This window comes from Streptomyces sp. GbtcB7 (assembly GCF_019091445.1).
Taxonomy (GTDB): Bacteria; Actinomycetota; Actinomycetes; order Streptomycetales; family Streptomycetaceae; genus Streptomyces; species Streptomyces mirabilis.
Genome location: NZ_JAGXJM010000024.1, coordinates 80351 through 96428, shown reverse-complemented (window position 1 = coordinate 96428; position 16078 = coordinate 80351). Strand labels below are relative to the sequence as shown.

Sequence of the window (16078 nt, the reverse complement as noted above, 5' to 3'; positions counted from 1 at the left end):
CGTTCAGTCTCGTACGCACACGAAGATCGCCGTACCGGGGATCAGGTTTCCGCGCAGCGGGGACCAGCCGCCCCACTCCTGGGTGTTCCAGGCGGGCCACTGCGGCTCGACCAGGTCGAGCAGCCGGAAGCCCCCGGCCACCACGTCCCGTACCCGGTCGCCGACCGTCCTGTGGTGCTCGACGTACACCGCGCGGCCCTCCTCGTCCTGCTCGACGTAGGGAGTGCGGTCGAAGTAGGAGGAGGAGACGGACAGGCCCTCGGGGCCGGGCTCGTCAGGGAAGGCCCAGCGGATCGGGTGCGTCACGGAGAAGACGAAGCGGCCGCCGGGGCGCAGCACCCGGTGGACCTCCTTCAGGACGCGCACCGGGTCGGCGACGAACGGCAACGCGCCGTACGCCGAGCACGCGAGGTCGAAGGAGCCGTCCGCGAAGGGCAGCGCGCCCGCGTCGGCCTCCACGAGGGGCACCCCGCCGCCTATGCGCAGCGCGTGCTGGAGCTGGCGGTGGGAGAGGTCGAGGGCGACCGGACGGGCCCCCTGGGCGGCCAGCCAGCGCGAGCACTGGGCCGCGCCGGCACCGATCTCCAGGATGTCCTTGCCCTTGAGGTCCTCCGGCGGGCCGAGCAGCTCGGCCTCCACCTCGTCGAGGCCCTCGGGGCCCCATACGAAACGGTCGTCGCCGAGGAACGTGCCGTGTTCTGTCTGGTAGTCGTCCGCGTTCCGGTCCCACCAGCCGCGGTTGGCGCGGGAGCTCTCCGTGACGCCCGCGTCGCGCCGGGTCGCCTCCGGCTCGGCGGGTTCGGGCTCCCGGACCTCGGAGTGTTCCGGTTCGTGGATCTGGGGCTCTTGGATGATCGGCTCCCTCGTATTAGTCTGCGGCTCCAACCGGTCTCGGGAGTGTCACGGCAGGGGTTGCCTTTGGCCCGCGTGGCCTCGTGAGACGGGTTTTGTGCCGGGATTGCGGCGATCCGCCCCGGGTGTGCGCCTTCGCGCATTGACCCTGCCCGGCTGCCCCCGTATGCTACAAGTTGCGCTGCGGGCCTGCGCTCCTCAGACGTAGCAGGCTGCGCTCGCATCTGTATGTATGTCCCCTCGGTTTTCGAGGCGCCACCGGGCAATCGGGTTCGGCGCTTCCTTGGCTGTCCGGCTTCTACAGGGCGAAACGGGCTCCCGGCGTAAGCAGTACCTACGACTCTCTGTCCGTACCGGAGCCCTTTCCCACATGACGAGCAGCACCGAGACCACCGCCACCACTCCGCAGGTTGCGGTCAACGACATCGGTAACGAGGAAGCCTTCCTCGCCGCGATCGACGAGACGATCAAGTACTTCAACGACGGCGACATCGTCGACGGCGTCATCGTGAAGGTCGACCGGGACGAGGTCCTGCTCGACATCGGTTACAAGACCGAAGGTGTCATCCCGAGCCGCGAGCTCTCGATCAAGCACGACGTCGACCCGAACGAGGTCGTCGCCGTCGGTGACGAGATCGAAGCCCTTGTTCTCCAGAAGGAGGACAAGGAAGGCCGCCTGATCCTCTCGAAGAAGCGCGCCCAGTACGAGCGCGCCTGGGGCACCATCGAGAAGATCAAGGAAGAGGACGGCATCGTCACCGGTACCGTCATCGAGGTCGTCAAGGGTGGACTCATCCTCGACATCGGCCTCCGTGGCTTCCTGCCGGCTTCCCTCGTCGAGATGCGCCGTGTCCGCGACCTCCAGCCCTACGTGGGCAAGGAGCTCGAGGCCAAGATCATCGAGCTGGACAAGAACCGCAACAACGTGGTCCTGTCCCGCCGTGCCTGGCTGGAGCAGACCCAGTCCGAGGTTCGCCAGACGTTCCTCACCACCCTCCAGAAGGGTCAGGTCCGCTCCGGCGTCGTCTCCTCGATCGTCAACTTCGGTGCCTTCGTGGACCTGGGTGGCGTCGACGGTCTCGTGCACGTCTCCGAGCTCTCCTGGAAGCACATCGACCACCCCTCCGAGGTTGTCGAGGTCGGCCAGGAAGTCACCGTCGAGGTCCTCGACGTCGACATGGACCGCGAGCGCGTCTCCCTCTCGCTCAAGGCGACGCAGGAAGACCCGTGGCAGCAGTTCGCCCGTACGCACCAGATCGGTCAGGTCGTCCCGGGTAAGGTCACCAAGCTCGTTCCGTTCGGTGCGTTCGTCCGCGTGGACGAGGGCATCGAGGGTCTGGTCCACATCTCCGAGCTGGCCGAGCGCCACGTGGAGATCCCGGAGCAGGTCGTCCAGGTCAACGACGAGATCTTCGTCAAGGTCATCGACATCGACCTCGAGCGCCGCCGCATCAGCCTCTCGCTGAAGCAGGCCAACGAGTCCTTCGGTGCCGACCCGGCCTCGGTCGAGTTCGACCCGACCCTGTACGGCATGGCCGCGTCCTACGACGACCAGGGCAACTACATCTACCCCGAGGGCTTCGACCCCGAGACCAACGACTGGCTCGAGGGCTACGAGACCCAGCGGGAGGCGTGGGAGCACCAGTACGCCGAGGCGCAGTCGCGCTTCGAGCAGCACCAGGCTCAGGTCATCAAGTCCCGCGAGGCCGACGCTCAGGCCGAGGCCGAGGGTGCCACCTCGACGGGTGCGGCTCCGGCCGCCTCCGGTGGCGGTTCGTACTCCTCGGAGTCGGACGACACCTCCGGCGCCCTGGCGTCGGACGAGGCCCTGGCTGCCCTCCGCGAGAAGCTCGCCGGCGGCCAGAGCTGAAAGCTCACCGCTAGCCAGTAGCACGTGACTGCGGGCCCGCACCCTTCGGGGTGCGGGCCCGCAGTGCGTTTGCTCCCCCTTCGTTCCCCGGCCGTCCAGCGGGCCGCACGTGTGCGGTTGCAGAAACGTGCGGGATACACGAGTAACTGACGGGCCGTAACCCGCCCTTGGGAGGCTTCCCCGGTCGTTCAAGATCGAAAGGGGAGCCCCCGTCATGGCACAACCTCAGAGCGGTCCTGGCACGAGTCGGCGTTCCTTCCTGCGCAACGTGGGACTCACGGGCGGCGCGGGCACCATGCTCGCCACCATGGGTGCCCTCGGCCTCGCGCCCACGGCCGAAGCCGCCCAGCGCGAACAGCCCTTCCGCGCCCCGCGGCCGGGCGACTTCACCCTCACCGGCCGCGGCGCCGCCAAGGTGGTCATAGTCGGCGGCGGCATCGCCGGCCTGGCCTCCGCGTACGAACTCGGCAAGGCGGGTTACGACTGTACGGTCCTGGAGGCCAGAGGCCGCACCGGCGGCCGCAACTTCACGGTCCGCGGCGGCGACACCACCACCGACCTCCACGGCAACACGCAGACGGCCCGCTTCAGCGACGGCCAGTACATGAACTGCGGCCCCGCCCGCATCCCCCAGTGGATGATCACCCTCGACTACTGCCGCGAACTCGGCGTCCCCATCGAGGTGTTCACCAACGTCAACGCGGACGCGTACCTCTTCAACGAGTCCGCCGGGATGAAGAAGCCCGTGCGGTACCGCACCGCGAAGGCCGACGTGTACGGCTACGTCTCCGAGTTGCTCGCCAAGGCCACCGACAAGGGAGCCCTGGACAAGGAGCTGACCGCCACCGACCAGGAGAGGCTCGTCGAGTTCCTCAAGGACTGGGGCGAACTGGGCGACAAGCTGACGTACGAGGGCGGCGAGCGCCGCGGATACACGACCGTCCCGGCCGCCGCGGGTACCTCCGGAGTGCTCCTCGGCGACGTCCCGTCGGCCTCCGACGTCCTCGCGTCCGGTGTCGGCCGCTACTTCTCCTTCGAGTTCGGCTTCGACCAGGCGATGCTGATGTTCCAGCCGGTGGGCGGCATGGATCAGATACCGCGCGCGCTCACCAGGGCGATAGGCGAGCACCGCATCCGTACCGGGGCCGCGGTCTCCAAAATCACCGACAAGGGGAGCGGCGTTTCGGTCACTTACACCCAGTCAGGCCGTACGAAGGTGATCGACGCCGACTACTGCGTCGGCGCCCTCCCGCCCAACATCCTCGCCAGGATCCCGCACAACCTCGGCTCCGGTGTGCAGAGCGCCCTGGAGGCGATCACTCCCTCGTCGGCGGCGAAGATCGGGCTCGAGTACCGTTCCCGCTGGTGGGAGCTCGATCACCACATCTACGGCGGTATCACCGAGACCGACCAGGACGTCACACACATCTGGCACCCCTCGTACGGCTTCCACGGCGCGCGCGGCGTGATGATCGGCTACTACAACTACGACGGCGACGCCGACTCGTACGCCGAGCTCACCCCCAAGGAGCGCGAGAAGCGCGCCGTGGCGGCCGGGGTGAAGATCTACGGCGAGAAGTACCGCACCGAACTCGCGTCCTCCTTCTCGCACCACTGGCGCCAGACACCGCATCTGGAGGCCGCCTGGCACAACACCCCCGGCGGCCCCGACGACATCCGCTACAAACCGCTGAACGAGCCCACGGGACGCGTCTACTTCGCGGGCGACTGGCTCAGCTACACCGACGCCTGGCAGCACGGCGCGTTCACCTCCGCCCGCAAGGCGGTCAGCGCGCTGCACACACGCGTGCTGTCGGCGTAGGCAGGCGGGGCGACGAACCCGGCGGGTGAGCCGAAGGGGCGCGCCTGTGCGCCCCGGAGGCGAACCGAGCCGTAAAAGGAGCGGTCCGGGGAATGCTCGCGATCCTCACCACGTTGTGAAGTACGAACACGAGGAGGAGCGGTCACAGTGCTTGATCCGCAGGGTTTGTACGCATGGGAGCCGAAGGGCCTGGCCGTGGTGGACATGGCACTCGCCCAGGAGTCGGCCGGTCTGGTCATGCTCTACCACTTCGACGGATACATCGACGCGGGTGAAACGGGCGACCAGATCGTCGACCGTCTGCTCGACTCGCTGCCCCACCAGGTCGTGGCCCGTTTCGACCACGACCGGCTCGTGGACTACCGGGCGCGCCGCCCGCTGCTGACGTTCAAGCGCGACCGCTGGACCGACTACGAGGAGCCCACGCTCGACGTGCGGCTCGTCCAGGACGCCACGGGCGCGCCCTTCCTGCTGCTGTCGGGACCCGAGCCTGATGTCGAGTGGGAGCGCTTCGCCGCCGCCGTCCAGCAGATCGTGGAGCGGCTCGGCGTCCGGCTGTCCGTGAACTTCCACGGCATTCCCATGGGCGTCCCGCACACCCGCCCCGTGGGCCTCACCCCGCACGGCAACCGCACCGACCTGGTGCCGGGCCACCGCAGCCCCTTCGACGAGGCGCAGGTCCCCGGCAGCGCCGAATCCCTCGTCGAGTACCGCCTCATGGAGGCCGGACACGACGTCCTGGGCGTCGCCGCGCACGTCCCGCACTACATCGCCCGCTCCCCGTACCCGGACGCGGCGCTGACCGTCCTGGAGGGCATCACGGGCGCCACGGGCCTGGTGCTCCCCGCCATAGCGCACTCCCTGCGCACCGAGGCGCACCGCACCCAGACGGAGATCGACCGGCAGATCCAGGAGGGCGACGAGGAGCTCGTGGCCCTCGTCCAAGGCCTCGAGCACCAGTACGACGCCGCCGCGGGCGCCGAGACGCGGGGCAACATGCTCGCGGAACCGGTGGACATCCCGTCGGCGGACGAGATCGGGCTGGAGTTCGAGCGCTTCCTGGCGGAGCGCGAGGGTGACGCGTAGGGCGGGGCGACGCCGTAGCGGGGCGAGACCGTAGGGCGAGGGTGCAGGTAGGCCCCTTCGTGCCTACGCACAGGCCCCTTCGTGCCTACGCACAGGCCCCTTCGTGCTTACGCACAGGCCCCATCGTGCTTACGCGCAGGCCCCTTTGGGGGCCGTGGGGGGCTCGTCACCGGCAGGCTCTAAGCTCTCGGTCATGCTGAAGGTTGGCCTGACCGGCGGTATCGGCGCCGGCAAGAGCGAGGTGTCGAGGCTGCTCGTACGGCTCGGCGCGGTGCTGATCGACGCGGATCTGATCGCGCGGGAGGTCGTCGCACCCGGAACCCCCGGGCTCGCGGCCGTCGTCGACGCCTTCGGGCAGGACGTGCTCGCACCCGACGGTGGTCTGGACCGCCCCAAGCTGGGCTCGATCGTCTTCGCCGACCCGGAGAAGCTCGCCGTCCTGAACTCGATCGTGCACCCCCTGGTGGGTGCCCGCTCCCGCGAGCTGGAAAGTGCCGCGGCCCAGGACGCCGTCGTGATCCACGACGTCCCGCTGCTCGCCGAGAACGCCCTCAGGCCGTTGTACGACCTCGTGGTCGTCGTCGACGCCAGCCCCGAGACCCAGCTCGACCGTCTCGTGCGGCTGCGCGGCATGACCGAGGCGGACGCCCGCGCCCGCATGGCCGCCCAGGCCACCCGCGAGAAGCGGCTGGGGATCGCGGACGTCGTCATCGACAACGACGTCCCCCTGGAGGAGCTGGAGGGGCGCGTACGGGAGGTTTGGGCGGATCTCGTCCGCCGGGCGCAAGCCCGCAAGGAATAGCCGCCCTGGACGGGGGCGTTGAACCCGTTCAGTGAGGGAAGGACTCTGCCGTGCCCGAGACCAGCGGATCGACCGGACGTACTCCGGAGACGCATGTCATCGACTTCCGTGCCGCCGAGCAACTGCTCGCCGCGCGGGACCCACGGGGCGCGGTGAAGCTGCTCGATCCAGTGATCGCCGCGCACCCGGAGAACACCGCCGCCCGACTGCTGCGCGCGCGTGCCTTCTTCGCCGCCGCGCAACTGCGGCCCGCCGAGCTGGAGTTCACGATCGTCCTGGAGCGCGAGCCGGACAACGCGTTCGCGCACTTCGCGCTCGCCCGCACCTATGAGCGCCAGCTCCGCCCCGACCAGGCGAAGCGGCACTTCCGGCTGGCGGCGGCGCTCGACCCGAAGCCCCAGTACCTGGAAGCGGCGCGCTTCGACTCGTAGGTCCTAAGTCGTGACTCGTCGTGGCCGTCGCCGATCCGCTACGGGTGACGGTGCTCCGGAGGCCGGTACGGCGGGATGTCGCGGCCCGGCTGGTAGTGCGGCCCCTGATGGATGTGGCGCAGGATCATGGTCATGTCGGCGGTGACGATCAGCCACAGCACCCCGCACGCGGCCGCCCAGCCGGGGCGTCCGACCAGCGCGAACGCGGCCGTACCGAAGATCGTCCAGACCAGGCCCCAGACACTCAGCCAAAAGCGCATGCGCAGGGCGCTGCGCGCCGTCGTCGGTTCACTGCCTGTACGCATACGGATCACTACTCCGTGACGCTGATCCGTGACCATCGCTCCTACTGGAAACGTACTCTTCGTCGTGCACGTTGACCAAGGGGCCGCGGAGAGCGAGCGGCGGCCGGACCGACGGGAGGCGCGGGTGCTGCTGGAGGCGCTGCGGGCGGACGCGAGACTCGCCGAGTGGCTGAGGGACCTGGAGAGCGAGGGCGCTCCCCGGCTGGAGGCGGTGCTCCCGGACGCGGACGAGCTGCCGGACCTCCTGCTCGACCTGACCGTGGCCCACGAGCACATCAACGAACTCGTCGCGCTGCGCGGCCGGCTGGCGGCCGATCCGGAGGCGATGACGCTCCTCGCCCGGTGTGTCGGCCGCTTCGTACGGGACATGGGGGAGATCGGGAAGGGGTGGGAGCCGCCCGCGTTCCCCGAGTCGGCGGGGTCGCTCGGGCGCTGCTTCCACCTGTATGTCTTCATCGCGGCGCTCCCGTACGTCCGGGCCCACCACCGAGAGCTCGGCATCCCCGACGACGTGTCCCGGCGCACCCTGGCCGACCTCGGCCGGCATGTGTCCGTGCACCACAGACGGCTCGGGACGCCGGGGCTGCTGTTCCCCTGGTGGATCGCCCTGCACTTCCACGGTGAGCTGTTCCAGCTGGGCCGGCTGCAGTTCCAGCGTTCGCGCCTCGGCCGGCGCACGGGGCGGGCCGTCGCGGCGGCGGGCCTCGACGCCGGCCCCGGCGACGCGTGTCTGAGCCTGCACATACCCGACTTCCACGGGCCGCTGTCACCCGCCGCCTGCGAGCGGTCGCTCGCGCTGGCCCGGGAGTTCTTCGCCCGGCACTATCCCGACGAGCGCCATGAAGTCGCCGTGTGCCACTCCTGGCTGCTCGATCCACAGCTCGGGCGGTATCTCCCGGCGGACTCGAACATCATCCGCTTCCAGGAACGCTTCCGGATCGCGTACCAGGAGACGACCCCGGACGACGGGGTGCCGGTCGGCTTCGTCTTCGGCGATCCGGAGCTGCCCACGCGCGCGCTGCCGCGCCGGAGCGCGGTGGAGCGTGCGGTGGGGGACCATCTGCGCGGGGGCGGGCACTGGTACGTCGGGCACGGCTGGTTCGCGCTGTAGCCCGTTTCCGGTCCACGGCGATGAGTTCCGGACGCGCCCCCGGTCTACCCCTGCGACAGCAACGCGTACCGCTTCGCACAGGAGACCCTCATGTCCGAGACCAGCGTCCCCGTCACCACGCTCGCCTCCACCTCCACCTCCACGTCCTCCACCTCTTCCTCTCCCACCTCTGCCTCTTCGCTGAAGTCCCGCGGCCGCGGTGCCCGGATCTCCCTGGGCGCGCTGCAGATCGTGCTCGGTCTCTTCTACGCGTTCGCGAGCGCGCTGCCCAAGCTGATCGCGCACCCGTCGGCCGCCGAGGCGTTCGACAAGCTCGGCTGGGGCAGCACGGGGATGTACCTCATCGGCACGCTCGAACTCGCCGGAGGCCTCGCCCTGCTGGTCCCGCTGCTGTCCTCGGTGGCGGCGGTGGCGCTCAGCGCGCTGATGGTGGGCGCCTTCATCGTGAACGTCACCGTCATCCACGGGCCGTACGTGGCGACCCCGCTCATCCTGATCCTGCCGCTCGCGCTGATCGCGTGGGCCAGGAGGGGCCACACCACCGAGCTGGTGCGGTGGGTGCGGCGACGGGCATGACACGGCGACGCCCTCGGGTCAGGGCGAGTCGGGGCCGCCGAGGCCCCGGAGGCGTTCCATCTCGCGGCGGTCGCGCTTGGTCGGGCGGCCCGCTCCGCGGTCGCGGACGCCGGCCGGGGCGATCGCCTCGCGCGGCGGGGGCGGCGGGCTGTTGTCGACGTAGCACTCGGCGGCGACGGGCGCGCCGACCCGCTTGCGGATCACCCGTTTCACGACGACGACCCGTTCCCGGATCCCCTGCCGCAGGCGCACCTCGTCGCCGACGCGCACGGCGTACGCGGGCTTGACGCGTTCTCCGTTCACCCGGACGTGTCCGCCCCGGCACGCGGTCGCACCCGCCGAGCGGGTCTTGACCAGACGTACGGACCAGATCCAGCTGTCGACCCGGACGCTCTCGCCGCCCGCCGGACGGGCGGCCTCGGCGGCGGCCACCGCCTTCTCCTCGTCGACGTTCTCGTCGACCTTCTCGTCGTTCCGCTCGACGTCCGCACCCTCAGAAGCCATGCCTCGACTCTAGAAGAGTCCTGGCCCGGCATGCCCCGATGGCTTTACTGCGAGTTGGTTGCAGCTGCGACAACTGTGCCAGAGAGTGGCTTCGGCGCTTGCGCCGACACCGTGAAGCTCGCAATAGGAAGTAAGGACAGGCACGTATGGTCACCGTCCCCGCTCCCACCTCCCCGCAGCCCGTCGCCCCGGCGGGTTCGCGTCGGCAGCGGATCCTCGCCTCGATGACCCGCAGGGAGTGGGCCCGGCTCGGCGGCATGGCGGCCTTCGTCCTCGCGCTGCACGTCATCGGCTGGTTCATCCTGGTGGTGATCGTGGCGCCGGAGCACTACAGCATCGGCACCAAGAGCTTCGGCATCGGGATCGGTGTCACCGCCTACACCCTCGGTATGCGGCACGCCTTCGACGCCGACCACATCGCCGCCATCGACAACACCACCCGCAAGCTGATGGGCGAGGGCAAGCGCCCGCTCTCCGTCGGCTTCTGGTTCTCGCTCGGGCACTCCAGCATCGTCTTCGCGCTGGCCCTCCTGCTGTCGCTGGGCGTCAAGGCGCTGGCCGGACCCGTCCGGGACGACAACTCCCAGCTGCACAGCGTCACCGGCATGATCGGTACGACCGTCTCCGGGGTCTTCCTCTACCTCATCGCCGGGATCAACCTCTTCATCCTCGTCGGGATCTGGAAGGTGTTCCGCCAGATGCGCACCGGGCACTTCGACGAGGCGGCGCTGGAGGAGCAGCTCAACAACCGCGGGCTGATGAACCGCCTCCTGGGCCGGCTGATGAAGTCGATCAGCAAGCCGTGGCAGATGTACCCGCTCGGCATGCTCTTCGGCCTCGGTTTCGACACCGCCACGGAGATCGCCCTGCTGGTCCTCGCCGGTTCCGGCGCCGCCTCCGGCCTGCCCTGGTACGCGATCCTGTGTCTGCCGGTGCTGTTCGCCGCGGGCATGTCGCTGCTGGACACCATCGACGGGTCCTTCATGAACTTCGCCTACGGCTGGGCGTTCTCCAAGCCGGTCCGCAAGGTCTTCTACAACCTCACCATCACGGGTCTGTCCGTCGCCGTCGCCCTGATCATCGGCACCGTGGAACTACTGGGGCTGCTCGCCGAGAAGCTCGCTCTGCACGGAGTCTTCTGGGACTGGGTCGCGGGTCTGGACCTGAACGTGCTCGGCTTCGTCATCGTCGGACTGTTCTTCGTGACCTGGCTCGTCGCCATGGCGGTGTGGAAGTTCGGCCGGATCGAGGAGAAGTGGACCGCCGGGCTGCGCCCCGCCGAACAGCCCACCGACTGACCCACCGACTGACCCACCGACTGACCCACCGGGGCCGGGTGGGGGAGGGGCGGGGCGCCCGGTCGTACGGTGGGGGCATGGACAGCAGCCCGGCCGACAGGAGCGATCCCGGCATCGTCGGCGACCTGGACGGCCTGGACCCGGTGGGTGATCTGGACGCACTGACCGATCTGGACGACCTGGACGCACTGACCGATCTGGACGCCCGGATCGCCGGGTGCCGAGCGTGTCCGCGGCTGGTCGCGTGGCGCGAGGAGGTCGCCCGCACCAGACGTGCCGCCTTCGCCGACCAGACGTACTGGGGCCGCCCCGTTCCCGGCTACGGACCGGCCGACGCCTCGTTGCTCATCGTCGGGCTCGCACCCGCCGCCCACGGCGGGAACCGGACCGGACGGATGTTCACGGGGGACCGCTCCGGGGACGTGCTGTACGCGGCGCTGCACGACGTGGGGCTCGCCTCGCGCGGGACCTCGGTGAGCGCGGACGACGGACTGGAGCTGTACGGCGTACGCGTCACCTCGCCCGTGCACTGCGCGCCGCCCGCCAACAAGCCGACACCCGGCGAACGGGACACCTGCCGCCCCTGGCTCGTACGGGAGTTGGAGCTGCTGCGGCCCACGCTCCGGTCGGTGGTCGTGCTGGGAGCCTTCGGCTGGCAGGCCGCGCTGCCCGCCTTCGCCGCGGCGGGATGGACGGTGCCCCGGCCCAGGCCGGTGTTCGCGCACGGGGCGAGGGTTTCCCTGGGGGCGGCGGACGGGCCGGTGGCGTCCGTCGAGCTGTTCGGGTGCTTCCACGTCAGCCAGCGGAACACGTTCACCGGACGGCTGACGCCCGCCATGCTGCGGGAGGTGCTGCGTACGGCGGCCGGGGCGGCGGGGCTGACGACGCGACCGTACGACGGTTAACCTCACCCGATGGGCCTGTATCCGGAGATCGAACCGTACGACCACGGCATGCTCGACGTCGGCGACGGCAACCGCGTCTACTGGGAGGTCTGCGGAAACCCCGACGGCAAGCCCGCCGTCATGCTGCACGGCGGTCCGGGGTCCGGCTGCGGTCCTTGGTTCCGGCGCTACTGCGACCCCGCCAAGTACCGGATCGTGCTGCTCGACCAGCGCGGCTGCGGACGCTCCACGCCGCACGCCGCCGCGTACGGGACGGACATGGCCGTCAACACGACCGCGCATGTGATCAGCGACCTGGAGCTGCTGCGACAGCACTTGGGTATCCGGCGGTGGCTGGTGTGGGGCGTGTCGTGGGGGTCGGTGCTGGGGCTGCGGTACGCGCAGACGCACCCGGACGTCGTCTCCGAACTGGTGCTGACCGCGGTGGGCACCGGCGCGAACGCCGAAGTGGCCCTGCTGACCAGGGGACTTGGACGGTTCTTCCCCGAGGCCTTCGAACGGTTCCTCGCCGAACTGCCCGAGGGGGAGCGGGACGGGAACCTCGCGGCCGCGTACAGCAGGCTGCTCGAATCGCCCGACCCCGAGGTGCGGGCACGGGCGGCGCGGGCCTGGACCGACTGGGAGACGGCGATCGTTCCCGCGCCGCCGCGGTCCGAGAAGCGCTATGAGGACCCGGAGTTCCGCATGGCTTTCGCGCGGACCGTCACCCACTACTTCGGCAACGACCACTTCCTGGGGGAAGGCAACGACGAAGGCGTCGTGCTCCGCGACGTGCCCCTGCTGAAGGGCATCCCCGGCACCCTCGTCCAGGGCAGTCTCGACTTCGGGAACCTGCTGGGCACGGTGTGGCGGCTCCACCACGGCTGGCCCGACAGCGAGTTGATCGTCGTGGACGACGTGGGGCACACCATGGGGGCGAGGGGTGTGGTGGACGCGTTGGTGGCGGCGACGGACAAGTACGCACTGCGCTAGCCGACTTCAGGCTCGGGGAGCCTCTGTTTCGCCGAAGAGGTGCCGCACAGTCGACCGGTAGTTGGCCTGGACGTGGGCGAGGGCGTGCGCGCGGGCGCGCTCCGGGTCGCCGGAGGCGATGGACTCGTACAACTCGTGGTGTTCGGTGAGGAGTTGGGGCCACTCCTCGTTCTGGCGGGTGAGCCAGCGCAGGCGGCCGTCGACCGGCTCCATGACGGAGATCAGCAGGCTGTTGCCCGCCATGGCGAGGATGCGGTCGTGGAAGCGGGTGTTGATGTCGGTGATCGCCTCCGCGTCGTCGGCGCGGGTCGCCGTCGCCGCACGGTCCAGCAGGTCCGCCAGCTCAGCGAGGTCCCGCGGTGTCGCCCGTGCCGCCGCGAGCCCGGCCGCGTAGACCTCCAGCGCCTCGCGCAGCTCGAAGAGTTCGGCCACGTCCGTCGGGGTGAGCCGGCGTACGACCGTGCGGCGCGGTGTCTCGAAGTGCACGAACCCCTCCGCCACGAGCGCGCGGATCGCCTCGCGCACGGGAACCCGTGAGACTCCGAACCGCTCCGCCAGCTCGCGCTCGACGAGACGGTCCCCGGGGCGCAGCCGCCCCGCGATGATCTCCTGCCGCAGCGCGGCCAGGACGCGTTCACGGACCGCGCCCAGGGGTTCCCGTTCCGCGCCCAGGGGTTCGATCTTCGTCATGGGGCCATCTTCGCCGACTCCGGGGGTGTTTTACGGAGCCGTAACCGCTCGGACATCGGTCAGAACGCTTGACGGCGAGACCATGACGGCAGTTTGGTATACCAAACACGCTCCGCAGGGCCGTCTCGCACGCGCCACAGCCGCCGCCCCCCACGCGAACCGCCGTCCTCCGTCCCCTCGCCCATGGAGGCCCCGTGTCCCTCGCCGACCGTGCCGAAGTCACCGGCACCCCAGCGTTCGTCCCCGACCCCCGGCTCACCAACGAAGACCTCGCACCCGCGGAGAAGCGCAACTGGAAGGTCTTCGACCTCTTCGCCATGTGGATGTCCGACGTCCACAACCTCGGCAACTACACCTTCGCCGCCGGCCTGCTGGTCCTCGGCATGAACGTCTGGCAGATCTTCACCTCGCTGCTCGTCGGCTTCGTGATCATCTACGCCGGCATGAACCTGATGGGCCGCATCGGCCAGCGCACCGGCGTGCCCTTCCCCGTCGTCAGCCGCATCAGCTTCGGCGTCTGGGGCGCCAACATCCCGGCGCTGATCAGGGCCGTCATCGCCATCATGTGGTACGGGATCCAGACCTACCTGGCCTCCGTCGCCGTGAACGTGATGTTGCTCGCCGCCTGGCCCGGCCTGGAGTCGTGGACCCACCACTCCTTCCTCGGCCTGGACGCGCTCGGCTGGACGTCCTTCGTCTCCCTCTGGCTGATCCAGGCGATGATCATCAGCCAGGGCATGGAGTCGGTCCGCAAGTTCCAGGACTTCTGCGGCCCGGCCATCTGGCTCGTCATGATCGCGCTGGCCGTCTGGGTCCTCGCCAAGGCCGGCTGGAGCATCTCGCTCACCTCGACCCCGCACCCGGTCTCGGTGGGCGAACAGTGGCGCCAGTGGTTCGGCGCGGTCGGCCTGATCCTGGCCACCTACGGCACGCTGATGCTCAACTTCTGCGACTTCTCGCGCTTCGCCCCCAGCTACAAGACGGTCAGGCGCGGCAACTTCTGGGGCCTGCCGATCAACTCCACGGCCTTCGTCATCGTGTCCGTCATCGTCACGGCCGGTTCCATCGAGGCGTTCGGCGAGGCCATCACCGACCCCGCGCTGCTGGTCGCCAAGGTCGGCAACACCTGGGTCCTGGTCCTCGGCGCCCTGACCTTCGCCATCGCCACCATGGGCGTCAACATCGTCGCCAACTTCGTGTCACCCGCGTACGACCTGGCGAACGTCTGGCCGCAGAAGATCACCTTCAGGATCGGCGGCATGATCAGCACGGTCGCCGCACTGGTCGTGACACCCTGGAACCTCTTCTCCAACCCCACGGTCGTCAACTACTTCCTCGGCGGCCTCGGCGCCTTCCTGGGCCCGCTGTTCGGCGTCATCATGATCGACTACTACTGGGTGAAGCGCGGCAGGATCGACGTCGACCAGCTCTTCGACGCCCGTCCCGGATCGCCGTACTACTACCGCAAGGGCGTCAACCCCAAGGCCCTGTGGGCGTTCCTGCCCTCGGCGGCGGTCGCCGCGGTACTGGCCCTGGTGAAGGCCTTCAGCGACGTGGCCCCGTACTCCTGGTTCATCGGAACCGCGCTGGCCGCAGGCCTGTACATGACCCTCTGCCGCACCGAACGCGCCGCCGACGAGACCACCGTCACCGAGCCCGTGGAGGTCTGAGCGGCGTGCACATCGTCGTCACCAACTGCAACACCACGCAGGAGATGACCGAGGAGATCGTGCGAGGTGCCCGGGCCGCCGCAGGCCCGGGCACCACCCTGACCGGCCTCACCCCCGCCTGGGGACCCGAGTCCGCCGAGGGCTGGCTCGACAGCTACCTCTCCGCCGCGGCCGTCCTCGACACCCTGCGCACATACGAGGGTCCCTGCGACGCCGTGGTCATGGCGGGCTTCGGCGAACACGGACGCGAGGGCGCGCGCGAACTCGTGGACGTGCCCGTCGTCGACATCACCGAGGCAGCCGCCCACCTCGCCTGCCTGCTCGGCCGCCGCTACGGAGTCGTCACCACCCTGGAGCGCTCACGCGGCCAGATCGAGGACAGCCTGTACGCCGCCGGAGTCGCCCAGAACTGCGCCGCGGTCGTCGGCACCGGCCTCGGCGTCCTGGACCTCGGCGACGTCCAGCGTACGGAGGAGGCGTTCGTGACCGCGGCGGAGCGGGCCCGGGAGGCCGGCGCCGAAGTCCTCGTCCTCGGCTGTGCCGGTATGACGGGCCTGCAACGGGCGGTCGGGGAGAAACTGGACCTCCCGGTCGTCGACGGCGTCGCCGCCGCGGTCAAACTCGCGGAGTCCCTGGTCTCCCTGGGCCTCAGGACGAGCCGGGTGGGCAGCTATGCGCGACCGCTGCCGAAGCGGAGGGTGTGGGGCGGCGGTTGAGGGTGAAGGTGGCCTAGGACTCGGACTCGGACTCGGACTCGGACTCGGGGACGACCGCCGTCGCCGTGATCTCCACCAACTGCCCCGTGTACCCGAGGCAGGCCACGCCGAGCAGCGTCGACGAGTGGGGTCCCGTACTGAGCCCGGACGCCTCGACGACACCCCACACGTCGGACAGCACCCTCGGCTCACCGCTGACGACGTACACATCGGTCGCCACCACATGCGCGAAGTCACTGCCCACCGCACGGAGTTGCTCGCCGAGATTGGCGATCACCTGCTCGGCCTGCCGCACGGGATCCCCCACACCGACGATCTTCCCCGCCGCGTCCAGCGGCACGGCTCCGGCGAGAAAGGCGAGCCGCGCACCCGCCTCGACGACCGACGCGTGAGCGTAGCCGGGAGGCGGGAAGAGACTGGGGACGGTGACGCGAGCGGGCACGGGAACTCCGGGAATCCTCGACTGGA

General features: G+C 69.8%; 17 protein-coding genes. 12 read left to right on the top strand and 5 right to left on the bottom strand.

Features of this window, described 5'->3' with window-relative positions; genetic code table 11:
* Nucleotides 1-3 precede the first annotated feature (3 nt).
* Nucleotides 4-855, bottom strand: coding sequence for a class I SAM-dependent methyltransferase (locus KVT44_RS33985; RefSeq protein WP_217571238.1), 852 nt, complete (start codon nucleotides 853-855; stop codon nucleotides 4-6).
* A 367-nt stretch (nucleotides 856-1222) separates the two neighbouring features.
* On the opposite strand from KVT44_RS33985, the gene rpsA reads away from it, so the two are divergent.
* The 5 genes from rpsA (at nucleotide 1223) to KVT44_RS33960 (ending at nucleotide 6863) form a co-directional block, all read left to right on the top strand.
* Nucleotides 1223-2722: a 30S ribosomal protein S1 gene (rpsA, locus tag KVT44_RS33980; protein ID WP_075026303.1), complete on the top strand. Its 1500-nt coding sequence runs from the start codon at nucleotides 1223-1225 to the stop codon at nucleotides 2720-2722.
* 295 nt (nucleotides 2723-3017) lie between these two features.
* Entirely contained in the window at nucleotides 3018-4544 is a 1527-nt protein-coding gene (locus KVT44_RS33975) for a flavin monoamine oxidase family protein (RefSeq protein WP_217571236.1), read from the top strand.
* 147 nt (nucleotides 4545-4691) lie between these two features.
* The gene (locus KVT44_RS33970) at nucleotides 4692-5630 is read left to right on the top strand and encodes a PAC2 family protein (protein WP_099923207.1); all 939 of its coding nucleotides are present in this window, start codon (nucleotides 4692-4694) and stop codon (nucleotides 5628-5630) included.
* A gap of 193 nt (nucleotides 5631-5823) precedes the next feature.
* Entirely contained in the window at nucleotides 5824-6432 is a 609-nt protein-coding gene (gene coaE, locus KVT44_RS33965) for a dephospho-CoA kinase (protein ID WP_099923208.1), read from the top strand.
* A 50-nt stretch (nucleotides 6433-6482) separates the two neighbouring features.
* Nucleotides 6483-6863, top strand: coding sequence for a tetratricopeptide repeat protein (locus tag KVT44_RS33960; RefSeq protein ID WP_054235974.1), 381 nt, complete (start codon nucleotides 6483-6485; stop codon nucleotides 6861-6863).
* Nucleotides 6864-6901: 38 nt separating this feature from the next.
* On the opposite strand, the gene KVT44_RS33955 is transcribed toward KVT44_RS33960, so the two are convergent.
* On the bottom strand, nucleotides 6902-7168 hold the full coding sequence (locus KVT44_RS33955) for a DUF6343 family protein (RefSeq protein WP_179436611.1): 267 nt from the start codon (nucleotides 7166-7168) through the stop codon (nucleotides 6902-6904).
* 124 nt (nucleotides 7169-7292) lie between these two features.
* Between KVT44_RS33955 and KVT44_RS33950 the strand changes: the two genes are divergently transcribed.
* Both KVT44_RS33950 and KVT44_RS33945 read left to right on the top strand, forming a co-directional pair.
* On the top strand, nucleotides 7293-8279 hold the full coding sequence (locus KVT44_RS33950) for an acyltransferase domain-containing protein (protein WP_217571235.1): 987 nt from the start codon (nucleotides 7293-7295) through the stop codon (nucleotides 8277-8279).
* A 90-nt stretch (nucleotides 8280-8369) separates the two neighbouring features.
* Nucleotides 8370-8855, top strand: coding sequence for a DoxX family protein (locus tag KVT44_RS33945; protein WP_217571140.1), 486 nt, complete (start codon nucleotides 8370-8372; stop codon nucleotides 8853-8855).
* A gap of 18 nt (nucleotides 8856-8873) precedes the next feature.
* Here the strand turns inward: KVT44_RS33945 and KVT44_RS33940 are convergent, their stop codons facing one another.
* A complete protein-coding gene (locus KVT44_RS33940) occupies nucleotides 8874-9359 on the bottom strand; it encodes an RNA-binding S4 domain-containing protein (RefSeq protein WP_099923211.1) in 486 nt (161 codons plus the stop codon).
* 224 nt (nucleotides 9360-9583) lie between these two features.
* Between KVT44_RS33940 and KVT44_RS33935 the strand changes: the two genes are divergently transcribed.
* The 3 genes from KVT44_RS33935 (at nucleotide 9584) to pip (ending at nucleotide 12534) form a co-directional block, all read left to right on the top strand.
* Complete coding sequence (locus tag KVT44_RS33935; RefSeq protein ID WP_217571234.1) at nucleotides 9584-10657, top strand: HoxN/HupN/NixA family nickel/cobalt transporter; 1074 nt, start codon at nucleotides 9584-9586, stop codon at nucleotides 10655-10657.
* A 179-nt stretch (nucleotides 10658-10836) separates the two neighbouring features.
* On the top strand, nucleotides 10837-11562 hold the full coding sequence (locus tag KVT44_RS33930; RefSeq protein ID WP_254650277.1) for a uracil-DNA glycosylase: 726 nt from the start codon (nucleotides 10837-10839) through the stop codon (nucleotides 11560-11562).
* Nucleotides 11563-11571: 9 nt separating this feature from the next.
* Nucleotides 11572-12534 (top strand): prolyl aminopeptidase, encoded by a 963-nt coding sequence (gene pip, locus KVT44_RS33925; protein ID WP_217571136.1) that lies wholly within the window; start codon nucleotides 11572-11574, stop codon nucleotides 12532-12534.
* Nucleotides 12535-12540: 6 nt separating this feature from the next.
* Here pip and KVT44_RS33920 read toward each other — a convergent pair whose 3' ends face one another.
* Entirely contained in the window at nucleotides 12541-13224 is a 684-nt protein-coding gene (locus KVT44_RS33920) for a GntR family transcriptional regulator (protein ID WP_095855243.1), read from the bottom strand.
* A gap of 194 nt (nucleotides 13225-13418) precedes the next feature.
* Between KVT44_RS33920 and KVT44_RS33915 the strand changes: the two genes are divergently transcribed.
* Nucleotides 13419-14894 (top strand): NCS1 family nucleobase:cation symporter-1, encoded by a 1476-nt coding sequence (locus KVT44_RS33915; RefSeq protein WP_190170247.1) that lies wholly within the window; start codon nucleotides 13419-13421, stop codon nucleotides 14892-14894.
* A 5-nt stretch (nucleotides 14895-14899) separates the two neighbouring features.
* The gene (locus KVT44_RS33910) at nucleotides 14900-15610 is read left to right on the top strand and encodes an aspartate/glutamate racemase family protein (protein WP_217571134.1); all 711 of its coding nucleotides are present in this window, start codon (nucleotides 14900-14902) and stop codon (nucleotides 15608-15610) included.
* A 13-nt stretch (nucleotides 15611-15623) separates the two neighbouring features.
* On the opposite strand, the gene KVT44_RS33905 is transcribed toward KVT44_RS33910, so the two are convergent.
* Nucleotides 15624-16052 carry a RidA family protein gene (locus KVT44_RS33905; RefSeq protein ID WP_217571132.1) on the bottom strand — a complete coding sequence of 143 codons (429 nt, stop codon included), beginning with the start codon at nucleotides 16050-16052 and terminating at the stop codon, nucleotides 15624-15626.
* Nucleotides 16053-16078 lie beyond the last annotated feature (26 nt).

Excerpts from the sequence above, each read along its gene's own strand:
- rpsA (WP_075026303.1), top strand. The coding sequence starts at position 1,223 with ATGACGAGCAGCACCGAGACCACCGCCACCACTCCGCAGGTTGCGGTC.
- KVT44_RS33975 (WP_217571236.1), top strand. The coding sequence starts at position 3,018 with ATGCTCGCCACCATGGGTGCCCTCGGCCTCGCGCCCACGGCCGAAGCC.
- coaE (WP_099923208.1), top strand. The coding sequence starts at position 5,824 with ATGCTGAAGGTTGGCCTGACCGGCGGTATCGGCGCCGGCAAGAGCGAG.
- KVT44_RS33955 (WP_179436611.1), bottom strand. The coding sequence starts at position 7,168 with ATGCGTACAGGCAGTGAACCGACGACGGCGCGCAGCGCCCTGCGCATG.
- KVT44_RS33945 (WP_217571140.1), top strand. The coding sequence starts at position 8,370 with ATGTCCGAGACCAGCGTCCCCGTCACCACGCTCGCCTCCACCTCCACC.
- KVT44_RS33940 (WP_099923211.1), bottom strand. The coding sequence starts at position 9,359 with ATGGCTTCTGAGGGTGCGGACGTCGAGCGGAACGACGAGAAGGTCGAC.
- KVT44_RS33935 (WP_217571234.1), top strand. The coding sequence starts at position 9,584 with ATGACCCGCAGGGAGTGGGCCCGGCTCGGCGGCATGGCGGCCTTCGTC.
- pip (WP_217571136.1), top strand. The coding sequence starts at position 11,572 with ATGGGCCTGTATCCGGAGATCGAACCGTACGACCACGGCATGCTCGAC.
- KVT44_RS33920 (WP_095855243.1), bottom strand. The coding sequence starts at position 13,224 with ATGACGAAGATCGAACCCCTGGGCGCGGAACGGGAACCCCTGGGCGCG.